The organism is Bradyrhizobium sp. AUGA SZCCT0182 (assembly GCF_018130185.1).
In the GTDB taxonomy this organism is placed as follows: Bacteria; Pseudomonadota; Alphaproteobacteria; order Rhizobiales; family Xanthobacteraceae; genus Bradyrhizobium.
This window is the reverse complement of record NZ_JAFCLY010000001.1, coordinates 397361-412237: the sequence shown is the minus strand read 5'-3', so window position 1 is coordinate 412237 and position 14877 is coordinate 397361. Positions and strand designations below refer to the sequence as shown.

General features: G+C 63.2%; 16 protein-coding genes. 9 read left to right on the top strand and 7 right to left on the bottom strand.

The annotated features are described in order from the left end of the window. Positions 1-53 precede the first annotated feature (53 nt). The 5 genes from JQ611_RS01935 (at position 54) to JQ611_RS01915 (ending at position 4532) form a co-directional block, all read left to right on the top strand. Entirely contained in the window at positions 54-1463 is a 1410-nt protein-coding gene (locus JQ611_RS01935) for a cytochrome ubiquinol oxidase subunit I (RefSeq protein WP_212267404.1), read from the top strand. Then, positions 1460-2467, top strand: coding sequence for a cytochrome d ubiquinol oxidase subunit II (gene cydB / locus JQ611_RS01930; protein ID WP_249132836.1), 1008 nt, complete (start codon positions 1460-1462; stop codon positions 2465-2467). The genes JQ611_RS01935 and cydB overlap by 4 nt, the downstream gene beginning before the upstream one ends. An 89-nt stretch (positions 2468-2556) precedes the next feature. Beyond that, on the top strand, positions 2557-2658 hold the full coding sequence (locus tag JQ611_RS01925; RefSeq protein ID WP_192735727.1) for a DUF2474 domain-containing protein: 102 nt from the start codon (positions 2557-2559) through the stop codon (positions 2656-2658). Positions 2659-2834: 176 nt separating this feature from the next. Continuing rightward, complete coding sequence (locus tag JQ611_RS01920; RefSeq protein ID WP_212001779.1) at positions 2835-3434, top strand: L,D-transpeptidase; 600 nt, start codon at positions 2835-2837, stop codon at positions 3432-3434. Positions 3435-3491: 57 nt separating this feature from the next. Further along, positions 3492-4532: an amino acid ABC transporter substrate-binding protein gene (locus JQ611_RS01915; protein ID WP_212464361.1), complete on the top strand. Its 1041-nt coding sequence runs from the start codon at positions 3492-3494 to the stop codon at positions 4530-4532. Positions 4533-4658: 126 nt separating this feature from the next. On the opposite strand, the gene JQ611_RS01910 is transcribed toward JQ611_RS01915, so the two are convergent. Continuing rightward, positions 4659-5798, bottom strand: a complete 1140-nt coding sequence (locus tag JQ611_RS01910; RefSeq protein WP_212464360.1) for an acyl-CoA dehydrogenase family protein — start codon at positions 5796-5798, stop codon at positions 4659-4661. A 154-nt stretch (positions 5799-5952) separates the two neighbouring features. Then, positions 5953-7137 carry an acyl-CoA dehydrogenase family protein gene (locus JQ611_RS01905; RefSeq protein WP_212464359.1) on the bottom strand — a complete coding sequence of 395 codons (1185 nt, stop codon included), beginning with the start codon at positions 7135-7137 and terminating at the stop codon, positions 5953-5955. A 159-nt stretch (positions 7138-7296) separates the two neighbouring features. On the opposite strand from JQ611_RS01905, the gene JQ611_RS01900 reads away from it, so the two are divergent. Beyond that, positions 7297-7842 carry a carboxymuconolactone decarboxylase family protein gene (locus JQ611_RS01900; protein ID WP_212464358.1) on the top strand — a complete coding sequence of 182 codons (546 nt, stop codon included), beginning with the start codon at positions 7297-7299 and terminating at the stop codon, positions 7840-7842. Positions 7843-7934: 92 nt separating this feature from the next. Next, positions 7935-8429, top strand: coding sequence for a VOC family protein (locus JQ611_RS01895; protein WP_212267391.1), 495 nt, complete (start codon positions 7935-7937; stop codon positions 8427-8429). A 73-nt stretch (positions 8430-8502) separates the two neighbouring features. Here JQ611_RS01895 and JQ611_RS01890 read toward each other — a convergent pair whose 3' ends face one another. From JQ611_RS01890 to JQ611_RS01870, 5 genes are all read right to left on the bottom strand, one after another. After that, complete coding sequence (locus JQ611_RS01890) at positions 8503-9747, bottom strand: MFS transporter (protein WP_212464357.1); 1245 nt, start codon at positions 9745-9747, stop codon at positions 8503-8505. A gap of 195 nt (positions 9748-9942) precedes the next feature. Next, positions 9943-10302, bottom strand: coding sequence for a nuclear transport factor 2 family protein (locus tag JQ611_RS01885; protein WP_212208898.1), 360 nt, complete (start codon positions 10300-10302; stop codon positions 9943-9945). A gap of 25 nt (positions 10303-10327) precedes the next feature. Continuing rightward, the gene (locus tag JQ611_RS01880) at positions 10328-11572 is read right to left on the bottom strand and encodes an MFS transporter (RefSeq protein ID WP_212464356.1); all 1245 of its coding nucleotides are present in this window, start codon (positions 11570-11572) and stop codon (positions 10328-10330) included. 125 nt (positions 11573-11697) lie between these two features. Then, a complete protein-coding gene (locus JQ611_RS01875) occupies positions 11698-12381 on the bottom strand; it encodes a DUF938 domain-containing protein (protein WP_212464355.1) in 684 nt (227 codons plus the stop codon). A 9-nt stretch (positions 12382-12390) separates the two neighbouring features. Then, on the bottom strand, positions 12391-12726 hold the full coding sequence (locus JQ611_RS01870; protein ID WP_212267557.1) for a helix-turn-helix transcriptional regulator: 336 nt from the start codon (positions 12724-12726) through the stop codon (positions 12391-12393). A 208-nt stretch (positions 12727-12934) separates the two neighbouring features. On the opposite strand from JQ611_RS01870, the gene soxC reads away from it, so the two are divergent. Both soxC and JQ611_RS01860 read left to right on the top strand, forming a co-directional pair. Further along, positions 12935-14215 carry a sulfite dehydrogenase gene (gene soxC / locus JQ611_RS01865; protein ID WP_409363334.1) on the top strand — a complete coding sequence of 427 codons (1281 nt, stop codon included), beginning with the start codon at positions 12935-12937 and terminating at the stop codon, positions 14213-14215. Continuing rightward, the gene (locus tag JQ611_RS01860) at positions 14199-14873 is read left to right on the top strand and encodes a c-type cytochrome (protein WP_212464354.1); all 675 of its coding nucleotides are present in this window, start codon (positions 14199-14201) and stop codon (positions 14871-14873) included. The genes soxC and JQ611_RS01860 overlap by 17 nt, the downstream gene beginning before the upstream one ends. Positions 14874-14877: the final 4 nt, after the last annotated feature.

Genomic DNA, 14877 nt, shown 5'->3' with positions numbered 1-14877 from the left:
TCGCATCCGGCATGATAGGTTTCACGCCAGGTTAGCTGCGATAGGTGGTGCCGATGTTCGAAGGCTGGGATGCCGTTGTATTGGCCCGGGCGCAGTTTGCCTTCACGATGTCGTTCCACATCGTATTCCCGGCCTTCTCGATCGGGCTCGCCAGTTATCTCGCGGTGCTTGAAGCGCTGTGGCTGTGGACCCGGCGCGAGGTCTATATCAACCTGTTCAATTACTGGCTGAAGATTTTCGCCGTCGCTTTCGGCATGGGCGTGGTGTCGGGCATCGTGATGTCCTACCAGTTCGGCACCAATTGGTCGGCGTTCTCGGACAAAACTGGCCCCGTGATCGGCCCGCTGATGGCCTATGAGGTGCTGACGGCGTTCTTCCTCGAGGCGGGTTTCCTCGGCGTAATGCTGTTCGGGCTCGATCGCGTCGGCCCCAGATTGCATTTTTTCGCGACGCTGATGGTCGCGGTCGGCACGCTGATTTCAGCGTTCTGGATTCTGTCGGCCAATTCCTGGATGCAGACCCCCACAGGTCACGCCCTCAATGCCGAAGGCCAGTTCATCGCCGTCGACTGGTTCAAGGTGATCTTCAATCCATCATTCCCTTACCGGCTCGTGCACATGGTGCTGGCGGCGTACCTGACCACCGCGTTGGTGGTCGGCGCGGTCGGCGCCTGGCATCTGCTGCGCGACCCGCATCTGGCCGGCCCGCGTGTGATGTTCTCGATGGCGATGTGGATGGCGACGATCGTCGCCCCGCTCCAGATCCTCGCCGGCGACCAGCACGGGCTCAACACGCTGGAGCATCAGCCGGTGAAGATCATGGCGATGGAAGGCCATTTCCAGAGCCACAAGGACGGCGCGCCGCTGATTCTGTTCGGCTGGCCCAATCAGGCCGCGGGCAGGATGGACTACGCGATCGAAGTCCCCAAACTGGGCTCGTTGATCCTCAAACATTCCCTCGACGCGCCGATGGCCGGCCTTGACACCGTGCCGCGTGAAAACTGGCCGCCGGTGCCGATCACCTTCTGGTCGTTCCGGATCATGGTCGGCATGGGGCTCCTGATGATGGGGCTCGGCCTGCTCAGCCTGCTGATGCGCTTCCGCGGTACGCTGTACAATTCGCGTCTGCTGCACATGTTTGCGGTCGCGATGGCTCCGTCGGGTTTCATCGCAGTGCTGGCGGGCTGGATCACCACCGAGACCGGGCGTCAGCCTTACACGGTGTATGGATTGCTGCGAACGGTGGATTCGGCGTCGCCACTGGCTGCGCCCGCGGTCGCCTCGTCGCTGATCGCCTTCATCATTGTTTATTTCGTGGTGTTCACCGCCGGCGTGATCTACCTCCTGCGCCTGATGGCACAGCCGCCGCATCACGGCGAGGAAGGTCCGCGCAGCGACGTCCCGGCGCGCGCCGCCGGCATCACGCCGGCCGCCGGTGCTGTCGCCGAAGGAGCCGCGCGATGATCCCCATCGACCTTCCGACCATCTGGGCCTTCATCATCGCCTTTGCGGTGTTCGTCTATGTCGTGATGGACGGCTTCGATCTCGGGCTCGGCATCCTGTTTCCGCTGTTCCCGAAGAAGGAAGACCGCGACGTCATCATGAACAGCGTCGCCCCGGTCTGGGACGGCAACGAGACCTGGCTGGTGCTCGGCGGCGGCGGCCTGATGGCGGCGTTCCCGCTGGCCTATGCCGTGCTGATGCCGGCGCTCTACACGCCGATGATCGTGATGCTGCTCGGCCTGGTATTCCGCGGCGTCGCCTTTGAGTTCCGCTGGCGCACCACGCGCGAACGCAACCGCTGGGACATTGCGTTTGCCGGCGGCTCGCTGCTGGCGACGCTGGCGCAGGGCATCGCGCTCGGCGCGATCTTGCAGGGCATTCAGGTCTCGGGGCGGCATTATGCCGGCGGCTGGTGGGATTGGCTGACGCCGTTCAGCATCCTCACCGGCGTCGCGCTCGTGATCGGCTATGCACTGCTCGGCTCGACCTGGCTTGTCATGAAGACCGAAGGCGAATTGCGCGACCGCGCCTATCAGCTAAGCTGGCTGCTGCTGGTCGCGATGCTGTGCGCCATCGGCATCGTCAGCATTGCAACGCCGTTCCTGCATGTGCAGTACACCCATCGCTGGTTCGCCTGGCCCAACATCATCCTCACCGCTCCGGTGCCGGTGGCGGTGGCCGCCGTCACCGTGATGTTGCTGCGCAGCCTCGCCAACAAATATGACTACCAGCCGTTCTTCCTGACGCTGGCGCTGTTCGCGCTGTCCTATGCCGGGCTCGGCATCAGCATGTATCCCTATATCGTGCCGCAGAGCATCACGATCTGGCAGGCGGCCTCGCCCGCAAACAGCCAGCTGTTCATGCTGGTCGGCGTCGCGATTCTCATACCGCTGATCCTCGGCTATACCGCGTGGGCCTATTGGGTGTTCCGCGGCAAGGTCAAAGCCGGAAGCGGCTATCACTGATGACCAAAGCGTTTTCCAGCGAAGTGGACCCCGGTTCGCGTCAAAAAAACGCGTCTAATCAGGAATCCAGCGAGCCGACACCGCGGCCGCTGACGCAGCGCCTGCTGTGGTTTGCCGCGCTGTGGCTCGGCGGCGTTGGCACGGTGACGCTGATCTCCTACGGCCTGCGACTCTGGATCGCGCCGAAATGAGCCGTCTGTCACAATCAGCCGCGATCGGGATGAACAAAAATAGAAGCCATTCCAGCAAGATACCGGCCCTGCTGCCCTAAACTTGCCATCAAGCTAGCCCTGAGATTTGATGGTTCCGCTGATTTGGCTAGAAGCGCCAACCAATTGGCCAACGCGCCAACAAGGAGAGCTCCGCAATGACGAAGTTTCGGCACCTGATCTGGATGATGATCGCAACCAGCGGTCTGATCCTCTCAGCCTCGCAGAGCAACGCGCAGCTGCGGCAGCCCGATGTGGGTGACCAGCCTGGGCTGGTCGCCGACGAATCCGTCCAGCTCGATCCGCAGTTCAGGAAGACGGCGGTGCTCTACCGCACCAACGAAGCGCCGGGCACCATCATCGTGGTCACGGCCGAGCGCCATCTCTATCTGATCCAGGGCGGCGGCCGCGCGCTGCGCTACGGCATCGGCGTCGGCCGCGAGGGTTTCACGTGGCAGGGACTCGTCAACATCACGCAAAAGAAGGAATGGCCGGATTGGACGCCGCCGCCGGAAATGATTCAACGCCAGCCCTATCTGCCGCGCTTCATGGCCGGCGGCCCCGGTAACCCGCTCGGTGCGCGGGCGATGTATCTCGGCACCACCGTCTACCGCATTCACGGCACCAATCGCCCCGACACCATCGGCACCGCCGTCTCGTCCGGCTGCTTCCGGCTCGTCAACGCCGACGTCGCCGATCTCTATGAGCGCGTTCCTGTCGGCACCAAGGTGATCATCCGGCAGAAGCCCGAACTGTAATTGCGACGGCGCCGTCTCTTCCGCAGATCCATTTCCCTGAAATTGGTGAGTTAAAAAATGCTACGTAATTTTCGAGGCGGCCTCCTCATTGGGCTGGCGGTCGCAATCGCGGTCGCGGCTGGCGCAATCACATATGAACGCTATGACACCAAGACCCTGAAGCGGACGCTGAAGCGCGGCGAACTGCTGTGCGGCGTCAACAAGGGCCTGCCGGGCTTCTCGATCCCCGACGACAAGGGCGACTGGACCGGATTCGACGTCGATTTCTGCCGCGCGGTGGCGGCTGCGATCTTCGACGATCCCAAGAAGGCGAAGTTCATTCCCCTCGACGCCAGCGAGCGGTTCAAGGAGCTGTCGAGCCGCAAGGTCGACATTCTCTCGCGCAACTCCACCTGGAGCATGTCGCGCGAGGTCAACAACGCGCTCTATTTCCCGGCCGTCGCCTATTATGACGGTGAAGGCTTCATGCTGCCGGCCTCGCGCAAGATCGATTCCGGGCTGGACCTCAACAACAGCAAGATCTGCGTGCAGGACGGCACCACCACCGTGCTCAACGTCGCGGATTATTTCCGCGCCAACAACATGAAATACACGGAGATGAAATTCGCCAAGCTGGACGATGTCGTCAAAGCCTATAATGAAGGCAAGTGCGACACCCTGACCGCCGACGTCTCCCAGCTTTACGCGCTGCGCATCAACCTCTCCAAGCCGGACGATCACACCATCCTGCCCGACGTCATCTCGAAGGAGCCGCTGGCACCCGTGGTGCGGCAGCGCGACGACGATTGGATGATGATCGTGAAATGGACGCTGTACGCGATGATCAACGCCGAGGAGCTCGGCATCACCTCCAAGAACATCGACGAGGCGCTGAAGTCGAAAAAGCCCGACGTGATGCGGCTGGTCGGCACCGAAGGCGCCTATGGCGAGGACCTCGGCCTCTCCAAGGACTGGGCCGCCCGCATCATCCGCCATGTCGGCAATTACGGCGAGATTTATGACCGCAACGTCGGCGCCGAATCCAAGCTGAAGATCCCGCGCGGACTGAACTCGCTCTGGAGCAACGGCGGCATCCAGTACGCCCCGCCGATCAGGTGACGACGGTTAACGCCGTCATTCCGGGATGGTGCGTTAGCACCAGACCCGGAATCTCGAGATTCCCCGATGCGCAATTGCGCACCTGCGGTTCGCGCTACGCGCGCCCCGGAATGACTGCCTAGATTCTCAATAACTCTTCATCCGCGCCAATTGATCGGCGTGATAATTGCTGTCGCCGAACAGTTCCTGGCAGACCCGCGCGCGCTTCATGAAGAAGCCGATGTCGAACTGGTCGGTCATGCCCATGCCGCCATGCATCTGCACGCCTTCCTGGACCGCCCGCGTCGCGGTGGTCCCGGCGCGTGCCTTTGCAACCGCAACCGCGGCACTGGCGTTGGCGAAATCGCCATCGAGCGTCTGCAGCGCCTTCAGCACGGCAGCGCGCGTGATCTCGATATCGATATAGAGCTCGGCGGCGCGATGCTGCAGCGCCTGGAATTCGCCGATCAGCTTGCCGAACTGTTTGCGCTCCTTCAGATACGTCACGGTGCGGCCGAACACTTCCTCGCTGAGGCCTACCATTTCGGATGCGACCGCGCCGCGGCCGATATTGAGCACGCCTTCGAGCAATGCTCCGCCCTGATCGACCTCGCCGAGCACGCTGTCCGCATTGACCTCGACATTGTCGAATTCGATGCGCGCCGCATTGTGCGAATCCACCATCGCGGTGCGCTCGACCGCGAGGCCCTTGGACTTGGGATCGACCAGGAACAGCGTCAGCCCGTTGCGCTCGCCGGCGGAGCCAGCCGTGCGCGCCGCGACGATCAGGAGATCGGCGGTGTGGCCGTCGACCACAAAGGCTTTTGCGCCGTTGAGCTTGAAGCCGTTGCCGGAACGCGACGCCTGCAGCTTGGTCTGCAACGGACGATGCTTGGCGCCCTCGTCGACCGCAAGCGCTGCGAGCAGCGAGCCGTCAGAAATTTTGGGCAGATGCGCGGCCTTTTGCGCGTCGCTGCCGCCGCGCGTCAGTGCGGAGGCTGCCAGCACCGCGGTCGAGAGAAACGGCGACGGCATCAAGGTGCGGCCGATTTCCTCCATCACCACGCCTGCCTCGACGGCGCCTAACCCGCTGCCGCCAAAGTTTTCCGGCACCAGCAGGCCCGAAAAGCCCATCTCGGCAAACGCCTTCCAGAGCTCGCGGGAAAATCCCGTGGCGTCCTTCGCATCGCGCAAGGCTCGCAGATGCGACACCGGCGCCTTGTCGCTGATAAGGCCGCGCGCGCTGTCGCGCAGCATGGATTGTTCTTCGGTGAGGACGAGTGCCATGGAGAGGATTCCAGTCTAGGTGTTTCGAACGAGTATCTTTGAGATCGTCGTTCCGGGGCGGCGCGAAGCGGCGAACCCGGAACCTCGAGATTCCCCGGTGCGCAATTGCGCACCTGAGGTTCATGCTTCGCGTGCCCCGGCGTCAGTTAGCGCCTCAAGCCCCCGGCAGATCGAGGATCCGCTTGGCGACGATGCCGAGCATCACCTCCGAGGTGCCGCCTTCGATCGAATTGGCCTTGGTGCGCAGCCAGGCGCGCGGGCGGGCGCCGCCTTTGGAGCGCCCGCTTTCCCATTCCAGCGCATCGACGCCGCCGGCCGACATCAGGATTTCATGGCGGCGCTTGTTGAGTTCGGTGCCGTAATATTTCATCGCCGAGGAAAACGCCGGATGCGACTGGCCGGCTTTCGCCAGATCGACCGCGCGTTCCGCCGCCGCCGACAGCGCCGCCTCGTCGATCTCAAAGGTCGAGATCTGGCCGCGCAGCATCGGATCCTCCAGCCGGCCCTGCTCGTCGCTGCCGACCGAATCGGCCGCGACCTGCCCCAGCGGCCGGCCGACGCCGCGCTCGCCCATGCCCGAGATCATCGCGCGCTCGTGCTGCAGCAGATATTTCGCCACATCCCAGCCCCGGTTGACGGTGCCGACCACATGCGATTTCGGCACCCGCACCCCATCGAAGAAGGTTTCGCAGAACGGCGAGGCACCCGAGATCAAGAGGATCGGTTTGGTCGTGACGCCCTTCGACGTCATGTCGAACAGAATGAAACTGATGCCGTCATGCTTCTTGGCTGACGCATCCGTACGCACCAGGCAGAAAATCCAATCGGCGTAGTTGGCATACGACGTCCAGATCTTCTGGCCGGTGATCACGAAATCATCGCCGTCGCTCTCGGCGCGGGTCTGCAGCGAAGCGAGGTCCGATCCGGCGTTCGGTTCGGAGTAACCCTGGCACCAGCGGATCAGACCCGCGGCGATGTCAGGCAGATGCTCCTTCTTCTGCGCCTCGTTGCCGTATTTCAGCAGCGCCGGCCCGAGCATCCAGATGCCGAAGCTCGACAGCGGCGAACGCGCGCCCATCGCCGCCATTTCCTCGCGCAGCACCTTGTGCTCGGCGCGATCGAGCCCTCCGCCGCCATATTCCTTTGGCCAGTCAGGCACCGTCCAGCCCTTGTCGCGCATCCGCTCGAACCAGACGCGCTGCGGTTCGGAAGAGAATTTGGCGTTGCGGCCGCCCCAGTACGTGTCGCCTTCCGAGGTCATGGGCTTGCGCATCTCCGGCGGGCAATTGGCCTCGAGCCAGGCGCGGGTTTCACGGCGGAATTGATCAGGATCGGACATGGTGCGTTTCCATATGGGGCGAGTTGAAACGACCTTAGTCGCCGCATCGCGGAATTCAACATCTCTCTGCGCCGCGCCATGCTCGGTCAGCCGTAGTCACGCGCCGGGATCGGGTGTATCGCAGAGGCGGCAACGATTGAAAAACAAGAGGAAACCGACATGCGGCTGAAGTTGCTTTCGCCTGGCGAAATGAACCCCGAGCAAAAAGAAACCTACGACGAGTCGATTGCCGGCAAGCGCGGCGCCGCGCCGGCGCCGATGATGGCCTGGCTCAACAGCCCCCAGATGGCCAAGCATGCCACGCGGCTCGGCGAGCAACTTCGTTTCAACACGATCTTTCCCGCAAAGCTTTCCGAGATCGCGATCCTCGTCACCGCACGGCACTGGACCTCGCATTACGAATGGTTCGCGCACAAGCGCCTGGCGCTGAAGGGCGGCATGGACCCGAAAATCATCGACGACATCCGCGACCGCCGCACGCCCACCTTCGACGACCCCAAGGGCCAGATGATCTACGACGTCGCGAAATCGCTGCACGAGGGGCACGGCGTCTCCAAGCCGTTGTACGACGCGGCGCTGGAATTGCTTACGGTGCGCGGCGTGACAGAGGTCATCGGGCTGTGCGGATACTACACGATGGTTTCGATGACGCTGAACACGTTCGAGTTCGGGCTGCCGGATGGGGAAGTTTCGGACTTGGCATAAGATTTGGAAACGCATGGTTTCTGAATTGCCGGTATCCGTCTCCCGGATTCTCCCTACTTTAAAATCTCGGCAAGGCAAATGGAGACATCGACATGCCCGACAACACTCCCATCATCGCCGGCACACGGATCGGGCATGTCCATCTCAAGGTCGCCGACCTCGAACGCGCGCTCGGGTTCTACTGCGGTGTGCTCGGCTTTGAGATCATGCAGCGGATGGGCTCGGCCGCGGCGTTCATTTCGGCCGGCGGCTATCATCATCACATCGGCCTCAACACCTGGGAAAGCAAAGGCGGCCATCCGCCGCCGCCGGGCACCACCGGGCTGTTCCACACCGCGATCCTCTACCCCACCCGCCCGGCGCTGGCGGACGCGCTGCATCGGGTGATGCGGGCCGGCATTGCGCTCGACGGCGCCAGCGACCACGGTGTCAGCGAGGCGCTGTATTTGCGCGATCCTGATGAGAACGGCGTCGAACTTTACCGCGACCGGCCCAAGGAAGAATGGCCGCGCGCCGCCGACGGCTCGCTGTCGATGTTCACGAAGCGGCTGGATCTCGAAGATTTGCTGCGGCAACGGGAAGCGTAGTCTTTTCTCACCGTCATTGCGAGCGAAGCGAAGCAATCCATCTCTCCGCCCGCGGCGCTATGGATCTTCGTCGCTACGCCCCTCGCAATGACGCCGTCTTCCCGCGAATCATGATCAGCACGGCGGCAATCAACTCGAGACCAATGCAGCCGTAGAACGGCAGCGAATAGCTTCCCGACATGTCGCGCAGCAGTCCGACCACGCCGGGACCAAATGCATAGGTGATCTGGTTGATCGCGGTGATCAGGCTGACCAGCACGCCGAACGAGCGCGGATCGAATTCGCGCTGCACGATCAGCGCCGGCAGCGTGATCAGATTGCCGACCGAAAAGCCGAACAGCGCGCAGGCCGCCATCAGCGCGTAATCATTGTGCACGTTGATGACGACCACCAGCGCCACCGCCTGGCTGACGAACGAGAGCGCGGATGCCAGCCGCTGGTTCATCTGGTCGATCACGAACGAAAACAGCACGCGGCCGACCACCGCCATGGCGGTCAATAGCGCGACCGCGATCGCCGCGCGCTCGCGCCCGATCACCGAATCCAGAAACGAGATCAGATGCACGATGAAGCCGACCTGCGCGAACAGCACCAGCGCGAAGGCCGACGATACCGACAGGAAGCCGATATCGCGAAACGCCCGCGCGCGAATCTGAATCGGCGATGGCCCATCCGCGGCACTGACCTCGCCCCCGTTTGCGCTCGCATGGCCCGGCGGCCGCCCGACGTAAATCAGGATGACCGGTACCATCAGCACGACCATCACGACCGCAGCGGCAATCATCGCGCCCGGGAAGCCGAAATAGCCGATCGCCAGTACCAGCAGAGGCACGCCGGCGATACCGCCAAAGCTGGCGCCGTTCAGCGCCAGGCTGATCGCCATGCCGCGCTTCCTGTCGAACCAGAGGCCCAGCGTGTTGGTGATCATGCCGAGGCTGGTCCCGGCCCAGCCGAAGGCGAGAAAAGCGTTGGCGAGATAGAGCTGCCAGGGTTCGCGCACCTGGCCGATCGCAACAGCGGCGATCGCCATCGTGCCTATGCCAGCGATCATGCAGTTCCGGGGACCGAACGCCCTGATCGCCTCGCTGACGAAGGCAACCAGCGCCGCGCCGGACAGATAGAAGAACGTCGTGCCGAGCGAAATCAGCGACGCCGGCCAGCCGTGGAGCCGCTGCAGCTCGGCGACATAGACGCTCTGGCCGTAAAAGCCGAGCCCCCAGCCGAAGGTCGCGAGCAGGAAACAGACGAGGACAATCCGCCAGCCGTCGTAGCGTAGCGAAGTTTCGTCGATGGCGCTGTGAATGGGGCCCTTTAACATTCTTGTTCTTTGTTCGTGCACCGTCATGCCCGGACCAGTCCGGGCATCCACAATCTTCCTTACCACCAAAGGCGTGGATGGCCGGGTCATCTAGCGCGAAGACGCGCTTCGCGCTTCTGCCCGGCCATGACAACAACAAATAGCAGAATCACAAGAGCAATAATTCGGCGCAGGCCGAAATGTCAGCAGCTGTCATCAGGCCTTCTTCGGCGGCTCGTAGAAGAACCGCTCGCGGAAAATCCTGTCGCCGCGCCATTCCTGCATGGCGACTTCATCGATCCGCATCGCTGCGCCGGATGGATAGGTGAAATCGAAAATCCAGTGGATCGCGACACGATCGCCCTCGAGGACCGAGGACACGCAGGTGGTGACGACGCTCGACACCCGCTCGAGCGTCGCGCGCTCTTGCCCTACCAGCACGTCGCGGCCGACGCGCGGCGGCGCGCTGTTCTCCTGCATGGTGGCGTCTTCGGTGTAATAGCGCTCGATGGCGCCGGCATGGTCGCCGGAAACGACGACGGCGATGAATTCGTCAAGACGCGCGCGCGAGGGCATGGGGGCCTCCAGAATGTGACTGCTACTAGATAGTGGGGCCGGCAAGTTCGTCAACTTCCCGAAACTTCGCCCGCCGCCGCGCGAATGATGCGAGCGACAGCACCGCGAGCCCGAGCAGCACCGGCGGAAACACCACCATGTTGACCATCGACCAGCCGTAATGCGCCAGCAACTGGCCGGACGAGAACGAGCCGATCGCCATCACCCCGAACACCAGGAAATCGTTGAAGGCCTGCACCTTGTTGCGCTCCTGCGGCCGGTGCGTCTCCAGCACCAGCGCGGACGCGCCGATGAACGCGAAATTCCAGCCCACGCCGAGCACGATGAGGCAGGCCCAGAAATGCATCGCTGTGATGCCGGATAGGCCAATCAATGCGGCGGCGGCCTCCAGCAACAGGCCGAGCGCGACAATGCGAGGCGCGCCGAAGCGTGCGATCAGCGAGCCCGTGAAGAAGCTCGGCCCATACATCGCCACGATGTGCCACTGGATGCCGAAGTTGGAATCGCTGACGGTGAGCCCGCACATCTTCATCGCGAGCGGCGCTGATGTCATCACCAGATTCATCATGGGATAGGCGATCACGCCGCACAGCGCCGCCGCAATGAAGCGCGGCTGCCGCGCGATCTCGAACAGCGGCCGGCCGCCATGCATGTCCGCCGCGGCAGGTTTTGGCGCATCGACGCCGGACAAAACCGCCATCGCGACCAAAGCGACGAAAGCCTGCATCAGAAAGCTGAAGGCGAACAGATAAGGCGGCCAGATATCCATGGTCCATTGCACGAGCTGCGGACCGAGCACGCCGGCGAACACGCCGCCCGCCATCACCCATGACACCGCCTTGGGGCGGAACGCGACGCTGGCGCCGTCGGCGGCTGCGAAGCGATAGGATTGCGACACCGCGCCGTAAAGTCCGCCGAAGACGGTCGCGCAGCAGAACAGCCAGAATGCGCCCTGCAGGATCGCCAAAGCGCCGATCAGACCGGTGAGCACGCCGCAGCCGGTGCCGATGATGAAGGCGACGCGGCGGCCATAGGCGCGCGAAATTGCCCCGGTCGGCAGCGTGCCGGCGGCGAGGCCCAGCACATACATCGAGAGCGGCACGGTCGCGAGCGAGATGTCGGGCGCCAGCGTCGCGCCGACGATCGAACCGGTGGCGAAGATCACTGCCGAGTTGGCGCCGGTCAGCGCCTGCGCCGCGGCGAGACGCAGCACATTGGCGCGCGCCCGCGCGTCATTGGTCATCTCTGCGGTGGCAGTGGTATCCAGCATCGGCATTCCCGCCCGGCAGGCCCCGGCGGGAGCTGCAATTCATTGGCCTGTTTGATTTGCGGCACTATGAAGACGTGCAGACGTGCGATCAACCGGCGCAAACGGACGCGCGCTATGCGCTGGGCTCACCCTTTTATTGATCGCTCCAACACCAGAATCAAATTGTTCGCCGGCATCGGTACGGTTTTGATCAATGCAAGCCCAACGCCTTCAGCCAACCGGATGACATCGGCAATATCGCGCACGCCCCATTCGGGGTCGCGGTCGCGAAGGCTGGTGTCGAAGACGGCGTTACTGAGCGCGGTGTGCTTGCCGTCGCGCTTGAAGGGGCCATAGAGAAACAGCCGACCGTCGCTGCGTAAGTAGCGCGCCGCGCCGGCGAACAATCCTTCCGCGACGCGCCAGGGCGCGATGTGAATCACATTGGCGCAGAACACCGCCAGCAATTCAGAAGGCCCGCTGCCGTCCTGCATCTGAGAGCACCATGCGGGATCGCTGAGATCGATCCGCATTTCGGGACGGATGTTCGGCAGACCCGCATGCGCGCGCCACGCCGCAATGCTGTTCAGATGCGCATCGTTGAAATCGCTCGGCCACCAGATGATGTCGGGCGCATGGCGGGCGAAATGCACCACATGCTGGCCGGTGCCGCTGCCGGCCTCCAGCACGTCGCCGGATTTGCCGGCGAGGAATTTCTGCAGCACCGCCCAGATCGGCGCATGGTTGCGATGGAATGCGGCCGCATCCAGCCGGCCGTCGGCTTCAATCGGCCGGCCATCCTTGCCAAACTCCACCACAAACTCAGCCACCGCAAAATCTCACTTCAAGTCTTCGCAATAGATTTCCTTCAAGAGCTGCAAGACGCGCAGGGCACGCTGATCCACCACGCGGTAATGCAGCGTCTGCGAGGCCCGCCGGAATTCGACCAGACCATCGGCGCGCAATTTGGCCAGATGCTGCGACAGCGCCGACTGGCTGAGCTTGGCGACGCCGACGAGTTCACCGACAGTCATCTCGCCGCGCACCGCGAGAAAGCAGAGCACCAGCAGCCGCTTCTCGTGACCGAGCAATTTGAGCAGTTGCGCGGCCTCACCGGCCTGTTTCGCCAGCTTCTTCAGGGACGCCTCGTCCTCTGCGGCGTTGCCGATGGGCATCTTGTTGGTTGTTGCCGCTTCTGCTCTCATCGCCTGTATCCGGATCGAAATCAGCGCCGACTGGGCGCGGTGTATCAGTTTATCGCGCCCATGGTTATTTAGCATTGACTAAATTAGTAAACGACGATAAACCCGCGAAAAAGCAACAAATGATGCGGCCATGTGGCAGCAAGGGGAATGAAACGTGCGGCCTGATCTCTGGCGCAGCATATCTCTACTGTCGAGCACGGGCGCGCACACGCGGCTCGGCCGGCGTTCCCTGCTCGGCCTTGGCGCGGCGCTGACCGGTAGCCTTGCGCTCGGTCCAAAACAGGGAAATGCAGAGCCCTCGCCGGCATCCCCACCCGCGGACGCGCCATGGTCGCAATCGATCGGGCCCGGCGTGGTCGACCGGCCCTATGGCCGGCCCGCCGATACCGAGGCCGGCGTCATCAGGCGCAACGTGCCGTGGCTCACCGCCGGCACCGAATCCTCGATCAGCTTTTCGCCGCTGCAGGACCTGCACGGCATCATCACGCCGAACGGCCTGTTTTTCGAGCGCTATCACGCCGGCCGGCCGGACGTCGATCCGGAGCAGCACAAGCTCATGATCCACGGCCTGGTCGAGCGCCCGCTGCTTCTCTCGATGAAAGACATCGTCCGTTTTCCGCAGGTCACGCGCATCCATTTCATCGAATGCCCGGCCAATGGCGGCATGGAGTGGCGCGCTGCGCAGTTGAACTCGCTGCAGTTCAATCACGGCATGATCTCCTGCGCGGAATGGACCGGGGTGCGGCTGTCGACCCTGCTGGAAGAGGTCGGCATCAAGAAGGAGGCCAAGTGGGTCATGGTCGAGGGCGCCGACGGCGCGCACATGAACCGCAGCCTGCCGCTCGACAAATGCCTCGACGATTGCCTCGTGGTCTACGCGCAAAACGGCGAGGCGCTACGGCCCGAACAAGGTTATCCGCTGCGGCTGGTGGTGCCGGGCTGGGAAGGCAATGTCAGCATCAAATGGCTGCGCCGGATCAAGCTCGGCGACAAACCCTGGCATTCGCGCGAAGAGACCTCGAAATATACCGACCTGATGCCGGACGGCACCTCGCGCGGCTTCACCTGGCTGATCGACGCCAAATCCGTCATCACCTTCCCCTGCCCCGAAAAGCCCCTCTCGGGTCCCGGCCTCTATGAAATCAGGGGATTGGCATGGACCGGCAACGGCAAGGTCAAGCGCGTCGACGTCTCGACCGACGGCGGCGTCAACTGGCAGAGCGCGCGGCTGCATGAGCCGGTGCTGTCGAAAGCGCTGACGAAATTCACGATACCCTGGCGCTGGGACGGCGCGCCGGCACTGCTGGAATCCCGCGTCATCGACGAGACCGGATATGTGCAGCCGACGATCGCGCAGCTGCGCAAGCAGCGCGGAACCAATTCGGTCTATCACAACAATTCGATCCAGACCTGGCAGGTGAAGGGCGACGGGAGCGTGTTCGATGTCCAGCTCGCGTAAGCACCTCGCGCTGCTTTGCGCCGGCGTGATCACCGCCGCCGGCACCTTCGCTTACGCCGCCGAGCCCGGATATTACGGCTATGGCGAGCGGGCGACGCCTGGGCAGATCGCCGGCTGGGATATCGATGCGCGCGGCGAGGATGGTGTGGGCCTGCCCGCGGGCCGCGGCGGCGTGCACCGGGGCGCGGAGGTCTATGCCGAGCAATGCGCGGCCTGCCATGGAACTTTCGGCGAAGGCGAGGGCCGGTTTCCCAAGCTCGTCGGCAGCGCCGGGACGCTCAGGGACGACCGGCCGGAGCTGACGGTCGGCAGCTACTGGCCGTTTGCGCCGACCCTGTGGGACTACATTAACCGCGCCATGCCGATGGCTGCACCGCACACATTGTCAGCCGATGACGTTTATGCTTTGACCGCCTATATTCTGAACCTGAACGACATCGTTCCCAGTGAATTTGTCGCCGACCGGGAAAGCTTGCCGAAAGTCAAAATGCCCAATCGCGACAACTTCCTCTGGACCGATCCGAGGCCCGATACGGCAGCGAAACCGTGCATGAACGCGTGCGTTGACCCCGCCGGCGTCAAAATCGTGTCCACGGCGGAAGGCAAGAACCTGACGCCACGTACCACGGGTCCGCTCGACACGATGCAAGCAAAATAGAATT

What these genes read in the sequence shown, in the direction of transcription:
- cydB (WP_249132836.1), top strand. Translation starts at nt 1,460, where the DNA reads ATGATCCCCATCGACCTTCCGACCATCTGGGCCTTCATCATCGCCTTT.
- JQ611_RS01890 (WP_212464357.1), bottom strand. Translation starts at nt 9,747, where the DNA reads ATGTTAAAGGGCCCCATTCACAGCGCCATCGACGAAACTTCGCTACGC.
- JQ611_RS01870 (WP_212267557.1), bottom strand. Translation starts at nt 12,726, where the DNA reads ATGCCCATCGGCAACGCCGCAGAGGACGAGGCGTCCCTGAAGAAGCTG.
- JQ611_RS01910 (WP_212464360.1), bottom strand. Translation starts at nt 5,798, where the DNA reads ATGGCACTCGTCCTCACCGAAGAACAATCCATGCTGCGCGACAGCGCG.
- JQ611_RS01895 (WP_212267391.1), top strand. Translation starts at nt 7,935, where the DNA reads ATGCCCGACAACACTCCCATCATCGCCGGCACACGGATCGGGCATGTC.
- JQ611_RS01880 (WP_212464356.1), bottom strand. Translation starts at nt 11,572, where the DNA reads ATGCTGGATACCACTGCCACCGCAGAGATGACCAATGACGCGCGGGCG.
- JQ611_RS01860 (WP_212464354.1), top strand. Translation starts at nt 14,199, where the DNA reads ATGTCCAGCTCGCGTAAGCACCTCGCGCTGCTTTGCGCCGGCGTGATC.
- JQ611_RS01885 (WP_212208898.1), bottom strand. Translation starts at nt 10,302, where the DNA reads ATGCCCTCGCGCGCGCGTCTTGACGAATTCATCGCCGTCGTCGTTTCC.
- JQ611_RS01935 (WP_212267404.1), top strand. Translation starts at nt 54, where the DNA reads ATGTTCGAAGGCTGGGATGCCGTTGTATTGGCCCGGGCGCAGTTTGCC.
- JQ611_RS01920 (WP_212001779.1), top strand. Translation starts at nt 2,835, where the DNA reads ATGACGAAGTTTCGGCACCTGATCTGGATGATGATCGCAACCAGCGGT.
- JQ611_RS01905 (WP_212464359.1), bottom strand. Translation starts at nt 7,137, where the DNA reads ATGTCCGATCCTGATCAATTCCGCCGTGAAACCCGCGCCTGGCTCGAG.
- JQ611_RS01915 (WP_212464361.1), top strand. Translation starts at nt 3,492, where the DNA reads ATGCTACGTAATTTTCGAGGCGGCCTCCTCATTGGGCTGGCGGTCGCA.
- JQ611_RS01900 (WP_212464358.1), top strand. Translation starts at nt 7,297, where the DNA reads ATGCGGCTGAAGTTGCTTTCGCCTGGCGAAATGAACCCCGAGCAAAAA.